Below are 16811 nucleotides of genomic sequence, written 5' to 3'. Positions count from 1 at the left end.
GCGTCAGTCCAGTGCGGCCGCCTTGCGCAGCAGCACCGAGCGTTCGCGTTCGTTGGCGCACAGCCGGGCGGCCAGTTCCAGTTCGGCGCCCGCCTCCGGCTGCCGTCCGAGGCGGGCCAGCAGCTCGCCGCGGACGGTCGGGACCAGGTGCGAACCGGGCAGCCGGTCCGTGGCGACCAGCTCGTCCACGATCGCGAGCGCCGGCTCCGGGCCGGTGGCCACGGCGACGGCGCGATGCGGCCGAGTGTCTCGTACCGCACCATGATCCGGTCCCAGTCCGTGTCGGCGACCGAGGGCGCGGTCGCGTGGGTGGCGGCGATCGCGGCCTGCAGGCCGTACGGGCCGAGGCCGCGGGGACCCGCCTTGGCCAGCGCGGCGAGCCCGCGGTGGATCGCCGAGTGGTCCCACCGGTGCCGGTCCTGGTCCGCCAGCAGGACGGGCTCGCCGTCCGGTCCGGGCCGGGAAGCGCGCCGTCGTCAGCTCCCACAACGCGAGCGGGGCCGTGCACCTCGGGCTCGTCCGGCAGCAGCGCGGCCAGCGTGCGGGCCAGCCGGATCGCCTCGTACGCGACCTCGGGGTGCAGCAGCCGGTCATGCGGCGGCCGCGATGGTCTTCTTGCCCCGGGTGATGCGCACGGGTACGAAGAACGCACGGGCGATCGCCTTGCTGGACTAGCCGCCGACCACGCGCAGGGTCAGCGTCACGTCGTCGTCGATGCGGTCGGAGTCGACCTCGGCGTTCGGCCACCGGGTCGGGCGCGAGCCGGGCGTAGCGGTCCCGCAGGGCCGCCCGGCGGCGGATCGCGTCGATGGCCCGCCGCCGGGCGGTCGACCGAAGCCAGCCGGCCGGGTTGGCCGGGGGGATGGAGCGGCCACGCCAGCAGCGCTCGGGCAACGGCTTCTTGCGCGGGTGCCCCGCATGATCAGCATGTACTTCGGCATCGTGCGTTCCTCGTCCCGCGTGGCCGCCGCTCGGCCCTCGCCTCCCTGTGTCGAATGGGCGAGGCGCGGATCAACACACCCGGGGTCATCTGCCCGCTTGCGGCGCGATCATCGAGTTCACGTCGATCGGGGACGGGATGGCGCCGAGCTGCAGCAGCAGGTCCGGGACCCGCTGCAGCCGCCGCGCGTCCAGGATCGAGCCGTAGCCCGGCATGGTGAGCAGCTTGGCGGTGTCCTCGTCGATCTTGGCGAACCGCACCAGCAGCGGCTCGACCTTGCCCCGGTCGATCAGGGTTTCGTGGGTGGCCTTCTGCAGCGCGCGCTGGAAAGCGGCCAGTGACTTCGGGTTCTCCCGCACCCACTTCCGCGTCGCGCCGTAGCCGGTCAGCGGGAAGTCCTGGGTCGCGCCGCTGTTGATGTCGATCACCGGGATCGCGCCGACCGTCTGGGCCGCCTGCGTGACGTACGGCTCCGGCAGGTACGCGGCGTCGGCCTGCCCCTGCTGCAGCGCGGCGGCGATGTTCGGCAGCGCGACCAGCACCCACTTCACCTTGCTGAAATCGACGTTGTGGTCCTGCATCACCGAGCGGGTGAGCAGATCCGACGCGGTGTTCTTCGCGGTGATGGCGATCTTCTTGCCCGCCAGGTCGTAGATTGTTTTCACCGGGGAATTCGGCACCGTGACGATCGCATTGGACTTCGGGTTGACCGAGGTCGCGTCGGCGACCAGCTGCATGTCGGCGGAGCCGGAGCTCCGGGCGATGAAGAACGGCGGGTAGGTGGAGAACGCGATGTCGGCCTCGCCGGAGATCGCTTTGCTCAGCGACGCCTGGCCGCTGTTGGCGATCACGGACTCGACGGTGAGGCCTTCGGCCTGGAAGTACCCGCCTTCCTGGGCGAGCCAGAACGGCCCGAGGTCCGTGGTGGGCAGGATGGAGACCTTCAGCGTGTGCTTTTCCAGGTCACGGCCGCTCGACGACGAGTTCGAGACTTCCGCGCCGAGCGCGCCGCAGCCGGCGGTGACCATGACGCCCGCCAGTGCGAGTGCGATATGACGAGTGCGAACCCGGTTGCTGCTCCTGGCTATTCCGAACAAGGCCTGCTCCTCGACGGGAGATCACGATTGAGGTACCGAGTCCAAGGGGTTTGCGTGAATCATTCCCCGGAGTCAGGCAGGCCACTGTAGGCACCGCGTCACCGCTTGACAACGCGTGCGTACATCGAAAACGGGATTTCACCAGAATGGCGGCACGAATGCCGGATCGACGATCTTGTTTTTGCTCAGCGAACGCCGTCCCGTGCTACGAATAGCTCCGGTCGAAACGCGGCGAGCCCGCCGATTCCGGAGGGACGGGCGCCGGGTTCGCCGATTCGTCCGCTCCGGCTCCGGCGCCGGCGGCCCGCCGGTCGGTCACTCGCTGTGATGAGGCGGTAAGCGCTTGCCGGGCGATGGGCGGCGCCGGGAAACCCGCCCGCCCGTCCGGCCACCGGATCATCGGCGGATGCGGAAAACGCGGTGTGCGGGGGAAGGCGAGGCGGAAACAACGGATCGGCGGCGTGCCGGGACGGGTGAATCCGGCCGGTTCACCCCGCGATAACCAGGCGCTCGCCGGGTGTCGCCGCGCTGATCTTTGTCGACGCGGCGTGGTCGTCGAAATATTCGAACGCCTCGCGCGGCGCCGACGGCGCGGGCGCCGGAAAGGAGGGGAACCCGGGCACGCGGCCGCGGCCGCGGCCTGTTTCGTTGGCGATAACACCGTTTCCCCGCATTCCGTCCGGATCGGCGAAAGTGTCGTCCGGTGGCGTCGTGCGCGCTGAGTAGCCACATTCTTCCGGGCAGCGGAATCACGCTCGGATCACAAAACGGGATTATTATCGAAATGGATGTTTGCCCGGAAGGGAAGCCTTGGTTAACGGCCGGTGGTCCCGGGTTTCTCTCACCATACCTCTTGTTGGGCAACAAGTTTTACTCTTATTATCTCCGTGTGCGACCGCTCACCGACGGTACCGAGCTGCTGGTCGGTCGGGACAGCGAGCTGTCCTGGCTGGTCGCCTGGATCCGTGAAGCGGGTGCCGGTCGCGGGGTCGCCGTGCTGGTGGACGGCGAGCCGGGCATCGGCAAGTCCGCGCTCGTGCGGACGGCCTGCGCGGCCGCGACCGACGCGGGCTGCCAGGTGTACTGGGGAGCGGGCGACGAGCTCGGGCAGGCTCTGCCGCTGCTGCCGCTGCTGGAGGCGTTGCGGATCACGCCGGCCGCGCGGGATCCCCGTCGGGTGGCCATTTCCAAGCTGTTGCGGGGCGGCGCCGTCGTGGGCAAGGAGGCCGACCTCGCCGCCCGGGCCGCCGAGCAGCTGATCGCGCTGGTGGACGAGCTGAGCCAGGACGGCCCGGCCGTGCTGGTCGTCGACGAGCTGCAGTGGGCCGATCGCACGACGGTGGCGGTGTGGAGCCGGCTGGCCCGTGCGGTCCGGCAGCTCCCGTTGCTGCTGATCGGTGTCCTGCGCCCGATCCCGCGCCGCGACGACCTGCGGTCGCTCTTCCGGATCGTCGGGCCGGGCGAGCGGCTGCGGCTGGGCCGGCTGGCGGAACCGGCGGTGCTCGAACTGGTGGCGGAGCTGGCCGGGGGGAAGCCGGGCGCCGAGCTGGCCCGGCTGGCCGCCGACGCCGCCGGGAACCCGTTGTACCTCACCGAACTCCTCGACGCGCTGACCAGGAGCTCGTGCCTGCAGGTCGATCCCGCGGGCATCGCGGAGCTGACCGGCGCGGCCACGCCGGACTCGCTGCCGGAGGCGATCGCGGACCGGCTGGGCTTCCTCCCGGAGCCCGCGCGGGGCGTGCTGCGCGCGGCGGCGCTGCTGGGGGTCGGCTTCTCGGTCGCGGACCTCGTGACCGTGACGAACACCCCGCTCGCCGACCTGCTGCCCGCCCTCGACGAGGCCCGTGCCGCCGGAGTGCTCGTGGCGGCCGGCGACGACCTGGAGTTCCGGCACCCGTTGATCCGCACGGCGTTGTACGACGACATGCCGACGGCGGTCCGGATCGCCTGGCACCAGGGCGCCGCGTGGGCACTGGCCGAGGCGAACGCCCCGGTCGAGCGGGTCGCCCGGCAGCTGCTGCCCATGGTGTCCACAACGGACAGTCGGGTGCCGGTGCCCGCCTGGGCCGTGCGGTGGCTGCTCGACGTCGCCACGCCGCTGATCGGCCAGGCGCCCGGGGTCGCCGTCGCCCTCCTGCGGCGGGCGGTCCGGGACGCGCCGCTCGACGACGCCGTGACCGGCGCGCTGGCCTGCCGGCTGGCCGACGCGTACTACGGCGTGGGCAACGTCGCCCAAGCCGAGCGGATCGCCGAGCGCGCACTGGATCGCGTGCGCGATCCCGATGTGCGCGTCGACCTGTACACGACGGTCGTCCAGTGCCGCGCGATGACCGGCCGGTCCGCCGAGTTCCTCACCGAGCTGAACTCCGCCTTGGGCCAGCCGGGTCTGCAGCCCCGGCACCGGGCCCGGCTGCTGGTGCTCATCGCGCGCACGCACCGCTACATCGGCGAGGTCGACACCGCGGGCCGGGTCGCCACCGAGGCGCTGGCGGAACTCGGCCCGGCCGAAGACCGCTGGGCGACCGGGTGGGCGCTGCACGTGCTGAGCCTGGTCGCGATGGTGCGGGGCGAATGGGCCGGTGCGCTGCCGCTGTTCGAGCGCGCGATGGCCGTCGTGCGGGGCGATCCCGCGCTGATCGACCTCACCCTGCAGCTGCGCATCAACCAGTCGGTCACCTTCGGCGCGCTCGACCGCTACCCCGAGGCGCACGCCGCCGCCGCGCAGGCGCGGGAACTGGCCGACCGCACCGGCAGCGTCGTCCGGCTGAGCGAGGCCCAGAGCGCGCTCGGGCAGCTGCTGCTGGGCGCCGGCCGGTGGGACGACGCGCTGGCCGAGGTCGACGTCGTCCCCGACGACCGCAAGGATCCGAGCGTGGTGTGCTGCGACCACGGCGTCGCCGCGATCATCCACTTCCACCGCGGCGAAACGGCCGCGGCCCGCCAGCACCTAGACGTCGCCGCGGCGTACTGGGAACGCATCGGCGACCGGGTGGTGGAATCCCTGGTACGGGCCCGGAGTCTCGCGTTCGAGTACGCCGGGGCGCCGGAGCGGGCGCTCGCCGTGCTCACCGCGGTGCTGGCCGGCGTGGACGCGGGGGAGGACCTGCTGGGTGACGCGGTCCGGCTGGCCACGACGATCGGTGACACGCGGACCGCGACGGAGATCGAAGCCCGGGTGCGCAAGCTCGCCGCCGATTCCGCCGTCCCGCACCTCGGCGCACTGGCCCTGTACTGCCGCGGCTTGCTCGACGGGGATGGGACGACGTTGCTGAGAGCCGCCGACGGCTACCGCGACGCGGGCCGGCCGCTATCCCGCGCCAAGGCGCTGGAAGCGGCCGCGATCGCCTTCGCCAAGGCCAAGGAGGAAGACCGCGGTTCGGCGCGGGCGGCCTTCACCCACGCCGTCGACCTTTACGCGGAGCTGGACGCGCAGTGGGACGTGGCCCGGCTGCGCGCGCTTTTCCGGGCATTCGGCATCCGGCGCGGCCCGACGGTGAAGCACCGCCAGGCCACACACGGCTGGGACAGCCTCACCCCGACCGAAGGGAGGATCGCCGCCCTCGTGGTCGAGGGCCTGTCGAACCCGCAGATCGCGGCCCGGCTGTACCTGTCCCCGCGCACCGTCGGCACGCACGTGTCGCACATCCTGAACAAGCTGGGCGTGCATTCGCGGATCGACATCGCCCGGGAAGCCGGCCGTCACCAGTCCGCGTCGGGCTGAGGGAAGCCATCAGACCCCGACCTCCGGTGCGTCGTCCTGGCGGCGAACGAAAAGCGGCCGGCGCACGAAGAGCGGACGCGGGACGAGCGACGCCAACGTCCGCGGCGTGACCGCGGCGTGCCCGCTGGCGACCTGGCCGATCAGGACGGCCAGCACCAGCAGCAGCGGGGTCCGCCACGCGCCGGTGTAGGTGTGCAGCCAGCCGCAGGCCAGTACGCCGAAGCCGGCGATGACGTACCCCACGCCCTGGACCACCGCGGACAGCGAGAGCGAGCTGTCCTTGCTGCGCAACGAGATCGTCGTCAGCGCGAACGCGAGGGAGCCCATGCCGGTGCCGGTGGCCGCGGCCCACACCCAGGGCGCGGCCGCGGGTGCGACGAGCAATCCGGTCACCCCGATGGCGTTGGGCGCGGCCAGTGCGATGACGAGCAGGGTCTGGTTGCGCCACCGGCGCGTCCAGCGCGGGACCAGCAGCATCATGGGCAGCCCCATGGCCATCGACAGCGCGAGGCACCCGCCCGCGGTCGTCGCCGGGACGCCCGCGTCGCGCAGGATTCCCGGGAGCCAGCCCATGACCAGGAACGTCACCGTCGAAATGAGTCCGAAGTGGATGGTGAGGGCGAAGGCGGGGGTCGCCCCGGACGCCGGTTGCGGCGCCGCGAACTCGCCCGGGGTCAGCTGCCACACGTAGAGGGCCAGCAGGGCCACGGCCGCCCACAGGCCGAGTGCGACCTGCCACGACGACGAGAGGACCACCGCGGGCGTGACCAGCGCGCCGACCGTGCTGCCGAGCCCGAGCCCGAACGTGAAGGCGGCGGAACCCCGGGCCAGCAGGGGCAGGATGGTGCCGAGGACGGCGATCGCCAGGCACGTCAGCGCTGTTCCGATCAGGAGCTGCGCCGAGCCGCCGAGGACCCGTCCGCCCAGGGAGAGCACCAGCGCGCCGAGCGCCGCGGCGACGGTCCGGTACGTCCCGATCCGGTTGGCCAGCCACGGCGTCGCCCAGCCGCCGAGACCGATCGCCCACAGGGGCAGCGCCACGAGCACCGCGGCGACGAGGTTGCCGGCGACCGAGATGTCCGGAAGGGCCGCGCCCAAGCTCGTCACGGCCGGGCGCAGGTTGATGGCCAAGAGGAAAATCACCAGTGTGGAGACGGTCGTGGTAGCACGGGACATCGCTCCTCCTCGGGTCTCGAGGTCGGAGCGTCGGGGCCCCGTAGAGCAATGCTTCGCGATCCGCGTGGATCAGACATCCGTCAGCTGACGGATGTACGAGTTTTCTTGTCTCTCAAGGGTTTCGGTGTGCGAATGGCCGTGCATCGGCACGGCCGGACGGCACCCCCGTCGGCGCTTGCAGACAGCCGCCGGGGCGTCAGCTTGCCGTAGCCGCCTTGGGCCATCGGGCGGAGCGACGGCCGGGGCGGGCCAGCTCGGCGGCGTCCCAGTCGCGGGCGTCGAGGCGCCGCGGCGGCTCGCCCACCCGCGTGACCGGCGGCCGGCCCCGGTGGGGGAGCGCGGCGCGGTGGCACGGCGGGCAGGCCGGGACGAACGCCCCGGTCGGGCTGCCCGGCAGCGGAACCGAGTGCCCGCGTTCGGCGGTGCCGGTGCAGATGTGGTGCTCGTGACCGGCCGGGACGCACAGGCAGCGGCACTCCGTCATGGCCGCTCATAGGTGTAGAAGCCGCGGCCGGTCTTGCGGCCGAGCAGGCCGGCGTCGACCATCCGCGCCAGGAGCGGCGGCGGTGCGTAGAGCGGTTCCTTGAACTCTTCGTAGAGCGATTCGGCGACGGCCTTGGTGGTGTCGAGGCCGATCAGGTCGGCGAGGGCGAGCGGGCCCTGCGGGTGGGCGGCGCCGCGCACGAGGCCTTCGTCGATGGCTTCGCGGGTGGCGAAGCCGGACTCGAACATGCGGATCGCGGCGAGGATGAACGGGATCAGCAGCGCGTTGACCACGAACCCGGCGCGGTCCTGGCAGAGGATCGCCTGCTTGCCGAGCACGTCCTGGGCGAACGTCCGGGCCCGGTCGACGGTGGCTTCGGTGGTCAGCAGGCTGGGCACCAGCTCGACCAGCGGGAGCACCGGTACCGGGTTGAAGAAGTGCACCCCGACGACCTGCGCGGGCCGTTCGGTGGCGGTGCCCAGCTTCATGATGGGGATGGACGAGGTGTTGGACGCGAGGATCGCGTCCGGTGCGGTCACGACCTTGTCGAGCCGGCCGAACAGCTCCGTCTTGACGGCTTCGTCTTCGACGATCGCTTCCACGACGAAGGTGCGGTCGGCGAGGTCGTCGAGGGATTCGGTGACCCGGATCCGGTCCAGGACCGCGGCCGCGCTCGGCACCTTGCCCTTCTTCTCCGCGCGGGCCAGCGAGGCTTCGAGCCGGCGCCGGCCGGCCGCCACGGCTTCCGGGCTCGATTCGACGACCACCACGTCGAGGCCCGCGCGAGCGCACACCTCGGCGATCCCGGCCCCCATCTGCCCGCACCCGACCACGCCAACGCGTTCCATCGCCGCCACCTCTCTGGGACTCGATACCCTCATGACGGTACTCAGTACCGCCCAGTAGCTGAAGGCGTCGCTCCCGGATATGACGACCGCCACGCCCTACGCTGGGCCACGGCAGGGCGGAGGAAGCGGATGACGGCCAAGGAACGCCTGGTCGAGGCGGCGTTCGCGCTGTTCGCCGAGCGCGGCTACGACCACACGACGATCGACGACATCACCGAGCGCGCCGGAGTCGGCCGCACGACCTTCTTCCGGACGTTCCGGGCGAAGGAAGACGTGATCTTCCCCGACCACGAAGTGCTGCTCCAGGCCATCGAGGCCCGCTTGGCCGCCTCGACCGAGCGGACCGCGCTGCTCGCGGTCACCGAAGGCACCCGCGTGGTCCTGCGCCACTACCTCGCCGAGGGGGAGCTGGCGCGGACCCGGTACCGCCTGACGCGCAGCGTTCCGGCGCTGCGGGACCGGGAGATCTCGGGGTTGCGGCAGTACCAGCGGCTGTTCCGGGGTTTCCTGCACCGCTGGATGGGCGGCGGCGAGGACACGGCGTTGCGGGCGGAGCTGATGGCCGGTGCGGTCGTGACCGCGCACAACCACGTGCTGCGCCGGTGGCTGCGCGGCCGGTCGAGCGACCCGGAGCGGGAGTTCGACGCGGCGATGGCGGAGACGGTCGCGTTGTTCACCCGGCCAGAAGACGACGGTGAGGCGTCCATCGTGGTCTTCCGGACGACGAAGGACCTGGCCACCGTGCTGCCCGAGCTGAACCGGGTGCTCGGCGAGGGCCTGAGCCCGGCATGATGTGCGGATGGCCCCTCGTCACCTCCGCCCGCGGCACGTCTGGATGATCGGCGTCCCGCTCAACCTGCTGCTGGCCATCCCGTGCGCCTTCCCGGTCGCGTTCGCGATGCTGGGGACGCAGGTCCTCGCGTGGGAGCTCGGGCTGGGCACGCCCGACCCCACCGTGGTCGACGACGGCGCGGGCTTCGCGATCGGGCTCGGCCTGGCCGCCGTGGTGTTCGCCGGACTCGTCGTGGCGGGCGTGAACGCCCTGTTCGCCTTCCGCGCTCCGCAGCTCAAAGCGGGCCCTTACTGGCTCGCGGTGGCACTGCTGGTCGTGGTGCCCGGCGTCGTCTACTGGCTGGCCCGCTAGGTTTCGTCGTACCGCGGGACGACGGCGAACACCTCGAGGTCGCTGGGCGCGCCCTTCGCGCGGAACCGGCGCCGCCGCCGGACGGTGAACCGCTCGGCGTCGAGGTTCGCCAGCACGTCCCCGGTGATCAGGACCTCGCCGCCGGCGGCCGCGTCGGCGATCCGCGCCGCGATGTTGACGTCGACGCCGAAGTAGTCGCGGCCGACCCTGCGCGGGCGTCCGGTGTGCAGGCCGGCTCGCAGCTGGGGCCGGTAGCCGTCGAGGTCGATGGCGCTGACCGCGCCGCACGTCTCGTACGCCGCTTCGACCGCGGCCGCCGGATCGCCGAAGACGGCCATCAAGCCGTCGCCGAGGCCCTTGACGACCCGGCCGCGGTGGCGGGAGATCGTCGCCTCGCTCGCGGTCGAAACCGCGCGCAGCAGTTCGAGCGCCCGCGCGTCGCCGACGTCGAGGGCCCAGCTGGAGAAGCCGACCAGATCGGTGAACACGATCGTCGCCTCGCCGGCCTCGCCGTGCCGTCCCTGCGCGACGGCCTGCCAGACCTGGACGGCCGCGAGCCCGAGTTCCCGCATCGCGCTGGGCTGCTCGGCTTTCGCTTCGGCGAGCAGCCGGGCGACCCGGTCCGACGGGTGGCCCGCCGTCGTCGACAGCGCGTCACCGAGGTCGCGGTCGCCGGGGACCAGGCGGCGTACCGCGCGGGCGGACCGGATCAGGCCCGGGCGCTGGTCCGCGGCCCGCAGCAGGTCGACGAAGCGGGACACCTTACGGGGCCGGTCCGGCCGGTCGCCGTGGCTGTCGGTCACCAGCCGCATGCTACCGGGGAGTCGGTTCAGAGCGTGCCGGTGAGGGACTGCAGGCCGAGGCTCGTCGCGGCGACGGCGATCCAGAGCAGCCCGCCGAGCAGCAGCGGCCGCCCGCCCGCGCGGCGAAGATCGCCCAGGCGCAGGGAAAGCCCGATCCCGGCCAGCGCCGTCGTGATCAGGAACGTGCCCAGCGCGGTGAGGGCGGGGTGCCAGGCGCCGGGGATGACGCCGAGGCTGTTCAGCGCGGCCGCGGCGATGAAGCCGAGCAGGAACAGGGGCACGATCCGGCGCCAGGGCATCGCCGCGACCGTGCTGCCGGGGCCGGCCTGCCGGGCTTCGCGGCGGGCCTTGAGGACGGCCAGCACGATGACGATCGGGATCAGCGTGAGCGTGCGGGTGAGCTTGACGACGAGACCGTACGACCCGGCGTCGCCGCCGTAGGCGAAGGAGGCGGCGACCACCGAGGAGGTGTCGTTGATCGCGGTGCCCGCCCAGAGGCCGAAGGCGTGCGGGCTCAGGCCGAGCAGGTGCCCGAGCGGCGGGAACAGCAGGACGGCGGCGATGTTGAAGGCGAAGATCGTGCCGAGGGCGTAGGCGACGTCGGCCTGCTTCGGCTTGAGGACGGCGGTGGTCGCGGCGATCGCGGACGCGCCGCAGATCCCGGTGCCGACGCCGATGAGGGTCTGTGTGTCGCCGCGGACGCCGAGCCACCGGCCGAGCAGCCACGCCCCGCCGAGGGCGACCGCCAGGGTGCCGAGCATGACCGGCAGCGAGCCGCCGCCCACCTCGAGCACCTGGCGCAGTGACAACCCGGTGCCCAGCACCACGATCGAGGCCTGCAACACGGGCTTCGACGCGACGGCGTAGCCCGGGGTCCACCGCTCCTGGCGCAGTCCCGGCACGACGGCGGCGGCGAGCCCGCCGAGCAGGATGCCGAAGACCGGGCCGCCGACGATCGGGGCCAGCCGGCCCAGCCCGGTCGCGACCGCGGCGATCGCGACCGCCACCAGCAGGCCGGGCACCGCCCCCGCCTCGCGCCGCAGGCGGACCGGCGCCTGCGGCGCGGCCGGTGCGTTCCGGATCGTGGTCACCCTGGCCTCCGTCTCGAAATGTACGTACATTCAACTTAGATGATGTACGGACATTTGGCCACGGGTAGGGTCGCCGCGACGAGCCGGGAGGAAGCCATGCCACCGCGGACGCTCAGCCGCTCCGGCACCGAGCCGCTCTGGCGCCAGCTCCAGCGCGAGCTGCTGACCAGGCTCGATGCCGGCGAGTTCACCGACCAGTTCCCCGGTGAGCTGGCACTGGTCGAGGAGTACGAAGTGAGCCGCAGCACGGTGCGGCAGGCGCTGCGGCAGCTGCGCGCGGACGGGGTGATCGTCGCCGAGCGGGGCCGCCAGCCCCGGGTGGCACCGCCCGCGGAGATCGCCCAGCCGCTCGGGGCGCTCTACAGCCTGTTCGCCTCGGTGGAGGCGGCCGGGCTCTCGCAGCACAGCGTCGTGCGCACCTTCGACGTCCGCGCGGACGCGCTCGTCGCCGAGCGGCTCGACCTGGAGGCGTCGACGCCGCTGGTCTACCTGGAGCGGCTGCGCCTGGCGGGGGACGAGCCGCTGGCGCTCGACCGCGTCTGGCTGCCGGCCGACGTGGCGAAACCGTTGCTGCCGGCCGATTTCACGCACACCGGCCTGTACGCCGAGCTCGCGCGGCGCGCCGGCGTGCGGCTCGACCACGGCCGCGAGGAGGTCCGCGCGGTCATCCCGACCGCGGCCGAGCGCGCCCAGCTCGCGTGCGCGCACGACGTCGCGGCGTTCGCGATCAACCGCCTCAGCCACGCCCGCGGCCGCCCGGTGGAGTGGCGCCACACCCTGGTCCGCGGCGACCGCTACGCGTTGACGGCGGAGTTCTCGGCCGCGGGCTACCGGCTCGTGTAGCCGATCTCCTGTCCCGCTCGCTCCCAAAGCACGTCGTCGCAGTTCAGGCCCTCGGCGGAAAGCTGCCGCTTGACCACCTTGAACGTCGACGTCCGCGGCAGCGCCCGGACCGTGCGCACGTACTTCGGCACCTGCTTGGGGCCGAGATCGGGCTGGCTGGCCAGGAAGCGCCCGAACTCGGCGGGGTCCAGCGGGGTGCCGTCGGTGACGATGGCGGCCATCACCTGGTCGCCGGTCACCGGGTCGGGGACCGCGTAGACCGCGGTGTCGGTGATCGCGGGGTGGCGCAGGAGGATCCGCTCGATCGGCGCGGTGCCGAGGTTCTCCCCGTCGACGCGCAGCCAGTCGCCGAGCCGGCCGGCGAAGTAGTAGAACCCGTTCTTGTCCGCGTAGGCGAGATCGCCGGTGTGGAACACGCCGCCGCGCAGCCGCTCCGCATCGGCTTCGGGGTCGCGGTAGTACCCGGCGAACCAGCCGGCGCCGGTGGTGTTGACCAGCTCGCCGACGGCTTCCCCGGCGTTGACCAGGTGTCCGTCGGCGTCGAATTCGGCGGGCGGGCACGGCCGGCCGGTGTGCGGGTGCCGGATGGCGACGTCGCCGGCCGGCTTGCCGAGTGAGCCGGGCGGGGTGTCGTCGGTGCGGGCGAACCCCACACCGCCTTCGGTGGAGCCGAACGCGTCGACGACCTTGCAGCCGAAGCGTTTTTCGAACGCGGCCAGGTCGGCGCTCGCCCCTTCGTTCCCGTAGACCAGGCGCAGCGGGTTGTCCGCGTCGTCCGGGCGCGGGGGCGTGGCGACCACATAGGACAGTGGCTTGCCGACGTAGTTCGCGTAGGTCGCGCCGAACTTCCGCACGTCGGGGAGGAAACCGGAGGCGGAAAACCGGCGGCGCAACGCGATGGTCGCGCCGGCCGCGAGTCCGACCGCCCAGCCCGCCATGATCGCGTTGGAGTGGAACATCGGCATCGTGACGTAGACGGTGTCCGCTGTGGACAGTCCGAAGCGTTCGGCGAGCATCGCGCCGGGGAATGCGATCTTGCCGTGCGTGCACCGCACGGCCTTCGGGTCGCCGCTGGTGCCGGAGGTGAAGATCAGCATGAGCAGGTCGTCCGGCGCCGCGGGAACGGGCTCGATCGGCGTGTTCGCCGACGGCCGGGAATCCAGGTCCAGCACGCGAATTCCGCCGAGGTCGAGCCCGGTCAGGAGGGGCTGGTACTTCCGCTCGGCGAGCACGAACTGGCAGTCGGCGAGCCGGACGTCCCGCGCGAGGGCCTCGCCGCGCCGGGTGGGGTTGAGCCCGACCAGCACCGCCCCGGCGAACGCGCAGGCGCCCAGGAGGATCGAGAACGCCGGTACGTTGTCGGCCAGGATGCCGACGTGTGGCGGTTTGCCCGGGTCCAGCGCCGCCCGGAGGTCACCGGCCCGGCGTGCCGACGCCTCGACGTGTTCGGCCCACGACCAGGTCTCGTCCTCGAACCGCAGGCCCGGCCGGTCGTCCCCGGCGCGGGCCAGCAGCAGTTCGGTCACCGTCGGGACGCTCATCCACGCACCTCCCGGCACCGGCGGTCAGAAGTGAAACACGTTCTATTTCTAGCACGGTGCTCGCCTCGTGGTCCACCGTCTTCAGCCGCGGCGGTGCCGGTACAGCAGCCACACGAAGTACGGCGCGCCGATGATCGCGGTCATCAACCCGGCCGGCAGCTGGCCCGGCGCGATGACCGTGCGGCCGACCGTGTCCGCCGTGCAGACCAGGATCGCGCCCAGCAGAGCCGCGGCCGGCAGCAGGCGGGAGTGCCTGCTGCCGACGATCGCGCGGGCCGCGTGCGGGGCGACCAGGCCGACGAACGCGAGCACGCCGATCCCGGCCACCGCCGCGCCCGTCAGCAGGACGGCGCACGAAAGCAGCAGCAGGCGGGAAGGGGCGATCGGCACGCCCAGCACCCGTGGCGTCTCTTCGTCCAGTGCCAGCAGGTCGAGCTCGCGGCGCATGCGGAACAGCACCGGCGCCACCAGCAGCAGCGCCAGCGCCATCGGCACCAGGTGGGTGAAGGTCCGGCCGTAGGTCGAGCCGCCCAGCCAGGTCAGCGCCTTGGTCTCGTTCCACGGGTCGGACAGGGTGATCAGCAGCGTCACCAGCGCCTGCGACGCCGCGTACACGCCGAAACCGATCAGCACCAGGCGTTCGCTGCTGAAGCCGCCCTTCGCCGCCACGGCGAAGACCACGGCCATCGCCACCGCGGCACCCAGGCCCGCGAAACCGGTCAAGGTCCAGAACCCGACCCCGGAGACCAGGGTGATCACGGCGACCGCGCCGAGGCCCGCGCCGCCGACGACGCCGATCATCCCCGGTTCGGCCAGCGGGTTGCGGGCGACCGCCTGGGTGAGCGCCCCGCCGAGGGCCAGCGCCGCGCCCGCCAGCAGCGCGGCCACCACGCGCGGCACGCGGGTGTCCAGCACGCCGGTGACGAGCGGGCCCGCCTGGCCGGTCACCCAGTTGACGACGTCGCCCAGCAGCAGTTTCGCGTCCCCGAGCAGGACCGCCCCGACGGCGGCGCCCACCGTCACGAGCGCCAGCACGCCCAGGACGACGCCGTACCGCAGCGCGCTGACCCCGCTTCGCGAGCCGGCCGAGGGTGGTTCGGCGGGCGCGGACGTGATCCGGGCCGTGCGCGCCAGCACCACGAGGAAGAGCGCGCCGAGGATCGTCGTCACGACTCCGGTCGGGACCTCCAGGGCGCGCTGCGGGCCGACGATCGCGCGGAGCAGCACATCGGCACCCAGCAGGAGAACCGCACCCAGCGCCGCGGAGAACGGGAGCAGGGCGGCGTGGCGGTGCAGGCCCGGCACCGCGGACGCGAGCAGCCGGGCCAGTGCCGGCGCGGCGAGGCCGACGAACCCGATGGGGCCGGCCAGGGTGACGGCCGAGGCGGCCAGCAGGACCGCCAGCCCGATCGCGGCGAAGCGGACCCGTCCGACGTGGACACCCAGCGTCCGGGCGTGGTCGTCGCCGACGTGGACGAGGTCGAGCCGCCGGGACATGCCGAGCAGCGCGACCACCGCCACGGCGATCAGGGGGCCGAGGGTGCGGACGCCGCCGAGCCCGTTCTGCTCCAGCGATCCCTCGCCCCAGGCGAACAAGCCGCGGGTTTCCTGCGCGTAGAGCAGGAGCAGGACCTGGGTCACCGAGATCAGGGCCAGTGAGATGGCGGTGCCCGCCAGCACCAGCCGCACGATCCCGGTACCGCCGGTGCCGGACAGCGCGAGCACGAACACGGCCGCGGCCAGCCCGCCCCCGAACGCGACCCCGGTCGCGCCGAGCAGCGGCAGCGAGACGCCGAACGCCGCGACGGCGACGACGGCGAGGTGCGCGCCGGCGTTGACGGCCAGCGTGTCGGGGGAGGCCAAGATGTTGCGGGACACCGACTGCAGCACCGCGCCGGCCACGCCGAGGGCGCCCCCGACGACCAGCGCCGCGAGCAGCCGCGGCAGCCGCGACTCGACGACCACCGCGGTCGTGTCGCCGGTCGCGCCGCCGAACACCAGCCGCAGCACGTCCAGCGCGTGGACGTTCGCCGTGCCCTGCGTGAGGTGCACGGCCGAACCCGCCGCGATCAGGACCGCGAGGCCGGTGGCGAGCAGCGCCGCCCGCCCGCGCCGCCGGGGCTCGGTCAGGGTTTTCACGTACGCGCTACCCCTTGAGGGCGGCGACGGCCGCGTCGACGAACTGCTCCATGGACTTGGGTCCGCCGAACATCCAGAGGGAGTCCGGGAAGCGGTGCACCTTGCCGCTCTTGACGAACGGGAGGTTCCGCCAGATCGCGTTGTTCGCCAGCTGCTGCTGGTACGGGTCGCCGTCGGCGTTGTTGGCCATGTACCAGAACCGGACGTCGGGCAGCCGGGTCAGGCCCTCGACGTCGGCCTGCCCGAGCCCGTAGACCGGGTCGCCGTCCATCGGCCAGGCGGTCTCGAGGCCGAGCCTGCCGAACACCGCGGACACCAGCGCGCCCTTGGTGTAGGGCCGGATGCTGACCGAACCGGAAGTGACGTAGGCGTCGGAGAACGCGACTTTCTGGCCGGCCGCGCCCAGCTTCTCCACCTCGGCCTTGCCGGAAGTGAGTTTCTGCTCGAACTCGGCCTTCAGCTGCGCGGCCTTGGCTTCGGTGCCGGTCGCCTTCGCGATCACGTCCAAGCCGGCGTACATCCCGGCGATCGGGTCCTTCGCGTTGCCGCCGGTGATGACGACGACCGGGACCTTCGCCTCGATCTGTTCGAGCGCCCCCTCGGTCACGCTGTCGGTGACGATCACGAGGTCCAGCCCCAGCGAGCCGAGCGTGTCGAGGCTCGGTTCGCCCCGGGTGCCGATGTCCTTCGGGGTGCCGTCGAGCTTCTCGGCGCTGACCCATTGGCCGTAGCCCTTGATGTCGGAGACGCCGACCGGCATGACGCCGAGCGAGACGAGGTGCTCGACGCCGTTCCACTCGGTCGCCGCGACGCGCTTGGCCGGGTGGGGCAGCTTCACCTCCTTGCCGCGCGAGTCGACGACCGTGACCGGGCCGGCGGCGCTCGTCGCGGCGGCGCTGGTGGGCTCCTCGGTGGTGCCGCAGGCGGCCACGAAGAACGTGGCGGCCGCGGTCAGGCCGAGGATCATCCGGGTGGTGCGCATGG

At 72.7% G+C, this 16811-nt stretch carries 13 protein-coding genes and 1 pseudogene; 4 read left to right on the top strand and 10 right to left on the bottom strand.

Going from position 1 to position 16811, the window contains the following annotated elements:
* Positions 1–3 precede the first annotated feature (3 nt).
* Both H4696_RS51510 and H4696_RS12900 read right to left on the bottom strand, forming a co-directional pair.
* Positions 4–907 (bottom strand): annotated as a pseudogene (locus tag H4696_RS51510) (RNA polymerase sigma factor); the annotation flags it as partial.
* Positions 908–1026: 119 nt separating this feature from the next.
* On the bottom strand, positions 1027–2037 hold the full coding sequence (locus H4696_RS12900; protein WP_086865690.1) for an ABC transporter substrate-binding protein: 1011 nt from the start codon (positions 2035–2037) through the stop codon (positions 1027–1029).
* 889 nt (positions 2038–2926) lie between these two features.
* Between H4696_RS12900 and H4696_RS12895 the strand changes: the two genes are divergently transcribed.
* Positions 2927–5758, top strand: coding sequence for a LuxR family transcriptional regulator (locus H4696_RS12895; RefSeq protein WP_086862780.1), 2832 nt, complete (start codon positions 2927–2929; stop codon positions 5756–5758).
* 9 nt (positions 5759–5767) lie between these two features.
* Here H4696_RS12895 and H4696_RS12890 read toward each other — a convergent pair whose 3' ends face one another.
* The 3 genes from H4696_RS12890 to H4696_RS12880 all read right to left on the bottom strand — a co-directional run bounded on the left by H4696_RS12890 (position 5768) and on the right by H4696_RS12880 (position 8275).
* A complete protein-coding gene (locus tag H4696_RS12890; RefSeq protein WP_086862781.1) occupies positions 5768–6934 on the bottom strand; it encodes an MFS transporter in 1167 nt (388 codons plus the stop codon).
* Positions 6935–7130: 196 nt separating this feature from the next.
* A complete protein-coding gene (locus H4696_RS12885; protein WP_086862782.1) occupies positions 7131–7418 on the bottom strand; it encodes a hypothetical protein in 288 nt (95 codons plus the stop codon).
* Positions 7415–8275: a 3-hydroxybutyryl-CoA dehydrogenase gene (locus H4696_RS12880; RefSeq protein WP_276328946.1), complete on the bottom strand. Its 861-nt coding sequence runs from the start codon at positions 8273–8275 to the stop codon at positions 7415–7417. Before H4696_RS12880 ends, H4696_RS12885 begins: the two co-directional genes overlap by 4 nt.
* Positions 8276–8395: 120 nt before the next feature.
* Here H4696_RS12880 and H4696_RS12875 point away from each other — a divergent pair, with 120 nt between their 5' ends.
* Both H4696_RS12875 and H4696_RS12870 read left to right on the top strand, forming a co-directional pair.
* Positions 8396–9058 carry a TetR/AcrR family transcriptional regulator gene (locus H4696_RS12875; RefSeq protein WP_086862784.1) on the top strand — a complete coding sequence of 221 codons (663 nt, stop codon included), beginning with the start codon at positions 8396–8398 and terminating at the stop codon, positions 9056–9058.
* A 7-nt stretch (positions 9059–9065) separates the two neighbouring features.
* Positions 9066–9410, top strand: coding sequence for a hypothetical protein (locus tag H4696_RS12870; RefSeq protein WP_086862785.1), 345 nt, complete (start codon positions 9066–9068; stop codon positions 9408–9410).
* Here the strand turns inward: H4696_RS12870 and H4696_RS12865 are convergent.
* Positions 9407–10213 carry an adenylate/guanylate cyclase domain-containing protein gene (locus H4696_RS12865; protein WP_249027103.1) on the bottom strand — a complete coding sequence of 269 codons (807 nt, stop codon included), beginning with the start codon at positions 10211–10213 and terminating at the stop codon, positions 9407–9409. The two genes, H4696_RS12870 and H4696_RS12865, sit on opposite strands and share 4 nt — an antisense overlap.
* Positions 10214–10239: 26 nt before the next feature.
* Positions 10240–11304: a YeiH family protein gene (locus H4696_RS12860; RefSeq protein WP_249027104.1), complete on the bottom strand. Its 1065-nt coding sequence runs from the start codon at positions 11302–11304 to the stop codon at positions 10240–10242.
* 96 nt (positions 11305–11400) lie between these two features.
* Here H4696_RS12860 and H4696_RS12855 point away from each other — a divergent pair, with 96 nt between their 5' ends.
* Positions 11401–12147 carry a GntR family transcriptional regulator gene (locus H4696_RS12855; protein WP_086862788.1) on the top strand — a complete coding sequence of 249 codons (747 nt, stop codon included), beginning with the start codon at positions 11401–11403 and terminating at the stop codon, positions 12145–12147.
* Here H4696_RS12855 and H4696_RS12850 read toward each other — a convergent pair.
* The 3 genes from H4696_RS12850 to H4696_RS12840 form a co-directional block, all read right to left on the bottom strand.
* The gene (locus tag H4696_RS12850; protein WP_086862789.1) at positions 12132–13688 is read right to left on the bottom strand and encodes a long-chain-fatty-acid--CoA ligase; all 1557 of its coding nucleotides are present in this window, start codon (positions 13686–13688) and stop codon (positions 12132–12134) included. The genes H4696_RS12855 and H4696_RS12850 overlap by 16 nt on opposite strands.
* A gap of 81 nt (positions 13689–13769) precedes the next feature.
* Positions 13770–15827, bottom strand: coding sequence for an iron ABC transporter permease (locus tag H4696_RS12845; RefSeq protein WP_086862790.1), 2058 nt, complete (start codon positions 15825–15827; stop codon positions 13770–13772).
* A gap of 7 nt (positions 15828–15834) precedes the next feature.
* Positions 15835–16809 carry an ABC transporter substrate-binding protein gene (locus H4696_RS12840; protein ID WP_086862791.1) on the bottom strand — a complete coding sequence of 325 codons (975 nt, stop codon included), beginning with the start codon at positions 16807–16809 and terminating at the stop codon, positions 15835–15837.
* Positions 16810–16811: the final 2 nt, after the last annotated feature.

It is taken from the genome of Amycolatopsis lexingtonensis, from assembly GCF_014873755.1.
In the GTDB taxonomy this organism is placed as follows: Bacteria; Actinomycetota; Actinomycetes; order Mycobacteriales; family Pseudonocardiaceae; genus Amycolatopsis; species Amycolatopsis lexingtonensis.
This window is presented reverse-complemented; position numbering and strand designations above follow the sequence as displayed.

Excerpts from the sequence above, each read along its gene's own strand:
- H4696_RS12890 (WP_086862781.1), bottom strand. The coding sequence starts at position 6,934 with ATGTCCCGTGCTACCACGACCGTCTCCACACTGGTGATTTTCCTCTTG.
- H4696_RS12885 (WP_086862782.1), bottom strand. The coding sequence starts at position 7,418 with ATGACGGAGTGCCGCTGCCTGTGCGTCCCGGCCGGTCACGAGCACCAC.
- H4696_RS12875 (WP_086862784.1), top strand. The coding sequence starts at position 8,396 with ATGACGGCCAAGGAACGCCTGGTCGAGGCGGCGTTCGCGCTGTTCGCC.
- H4696_RS12870 (WP_086862785.1), top strand. The coding sequence starts at position 9,066 with ATGGCCCCTCGTCACCTCCGCCCGCGGCACGTCTGGATGATCGGCGTC.
- H4696_RS12855 (WP_086862788.1), top strand. The coding sequence starts at position 11,401 with ATGCCACCGCGGACGCTCAGCCGCTCCGGCACCGAGCCGCTCTGGCGC.
- H4696_RS12850 (WP_086862789.1), bottom strand. The coding sequence starts at position 13,688 with ATGAGCGTCCCGACGGTGACCGAACTGCTGCTGGCCCGCGCCGGGGAC.
- H4696_RS12840 (WP_086862791.1), bottom strand. The coding sequence starts at position 16,809 with ATGCGCACCACCCGGATGATCCTCGGCCTGACCGCGGCCGCCACGTTC.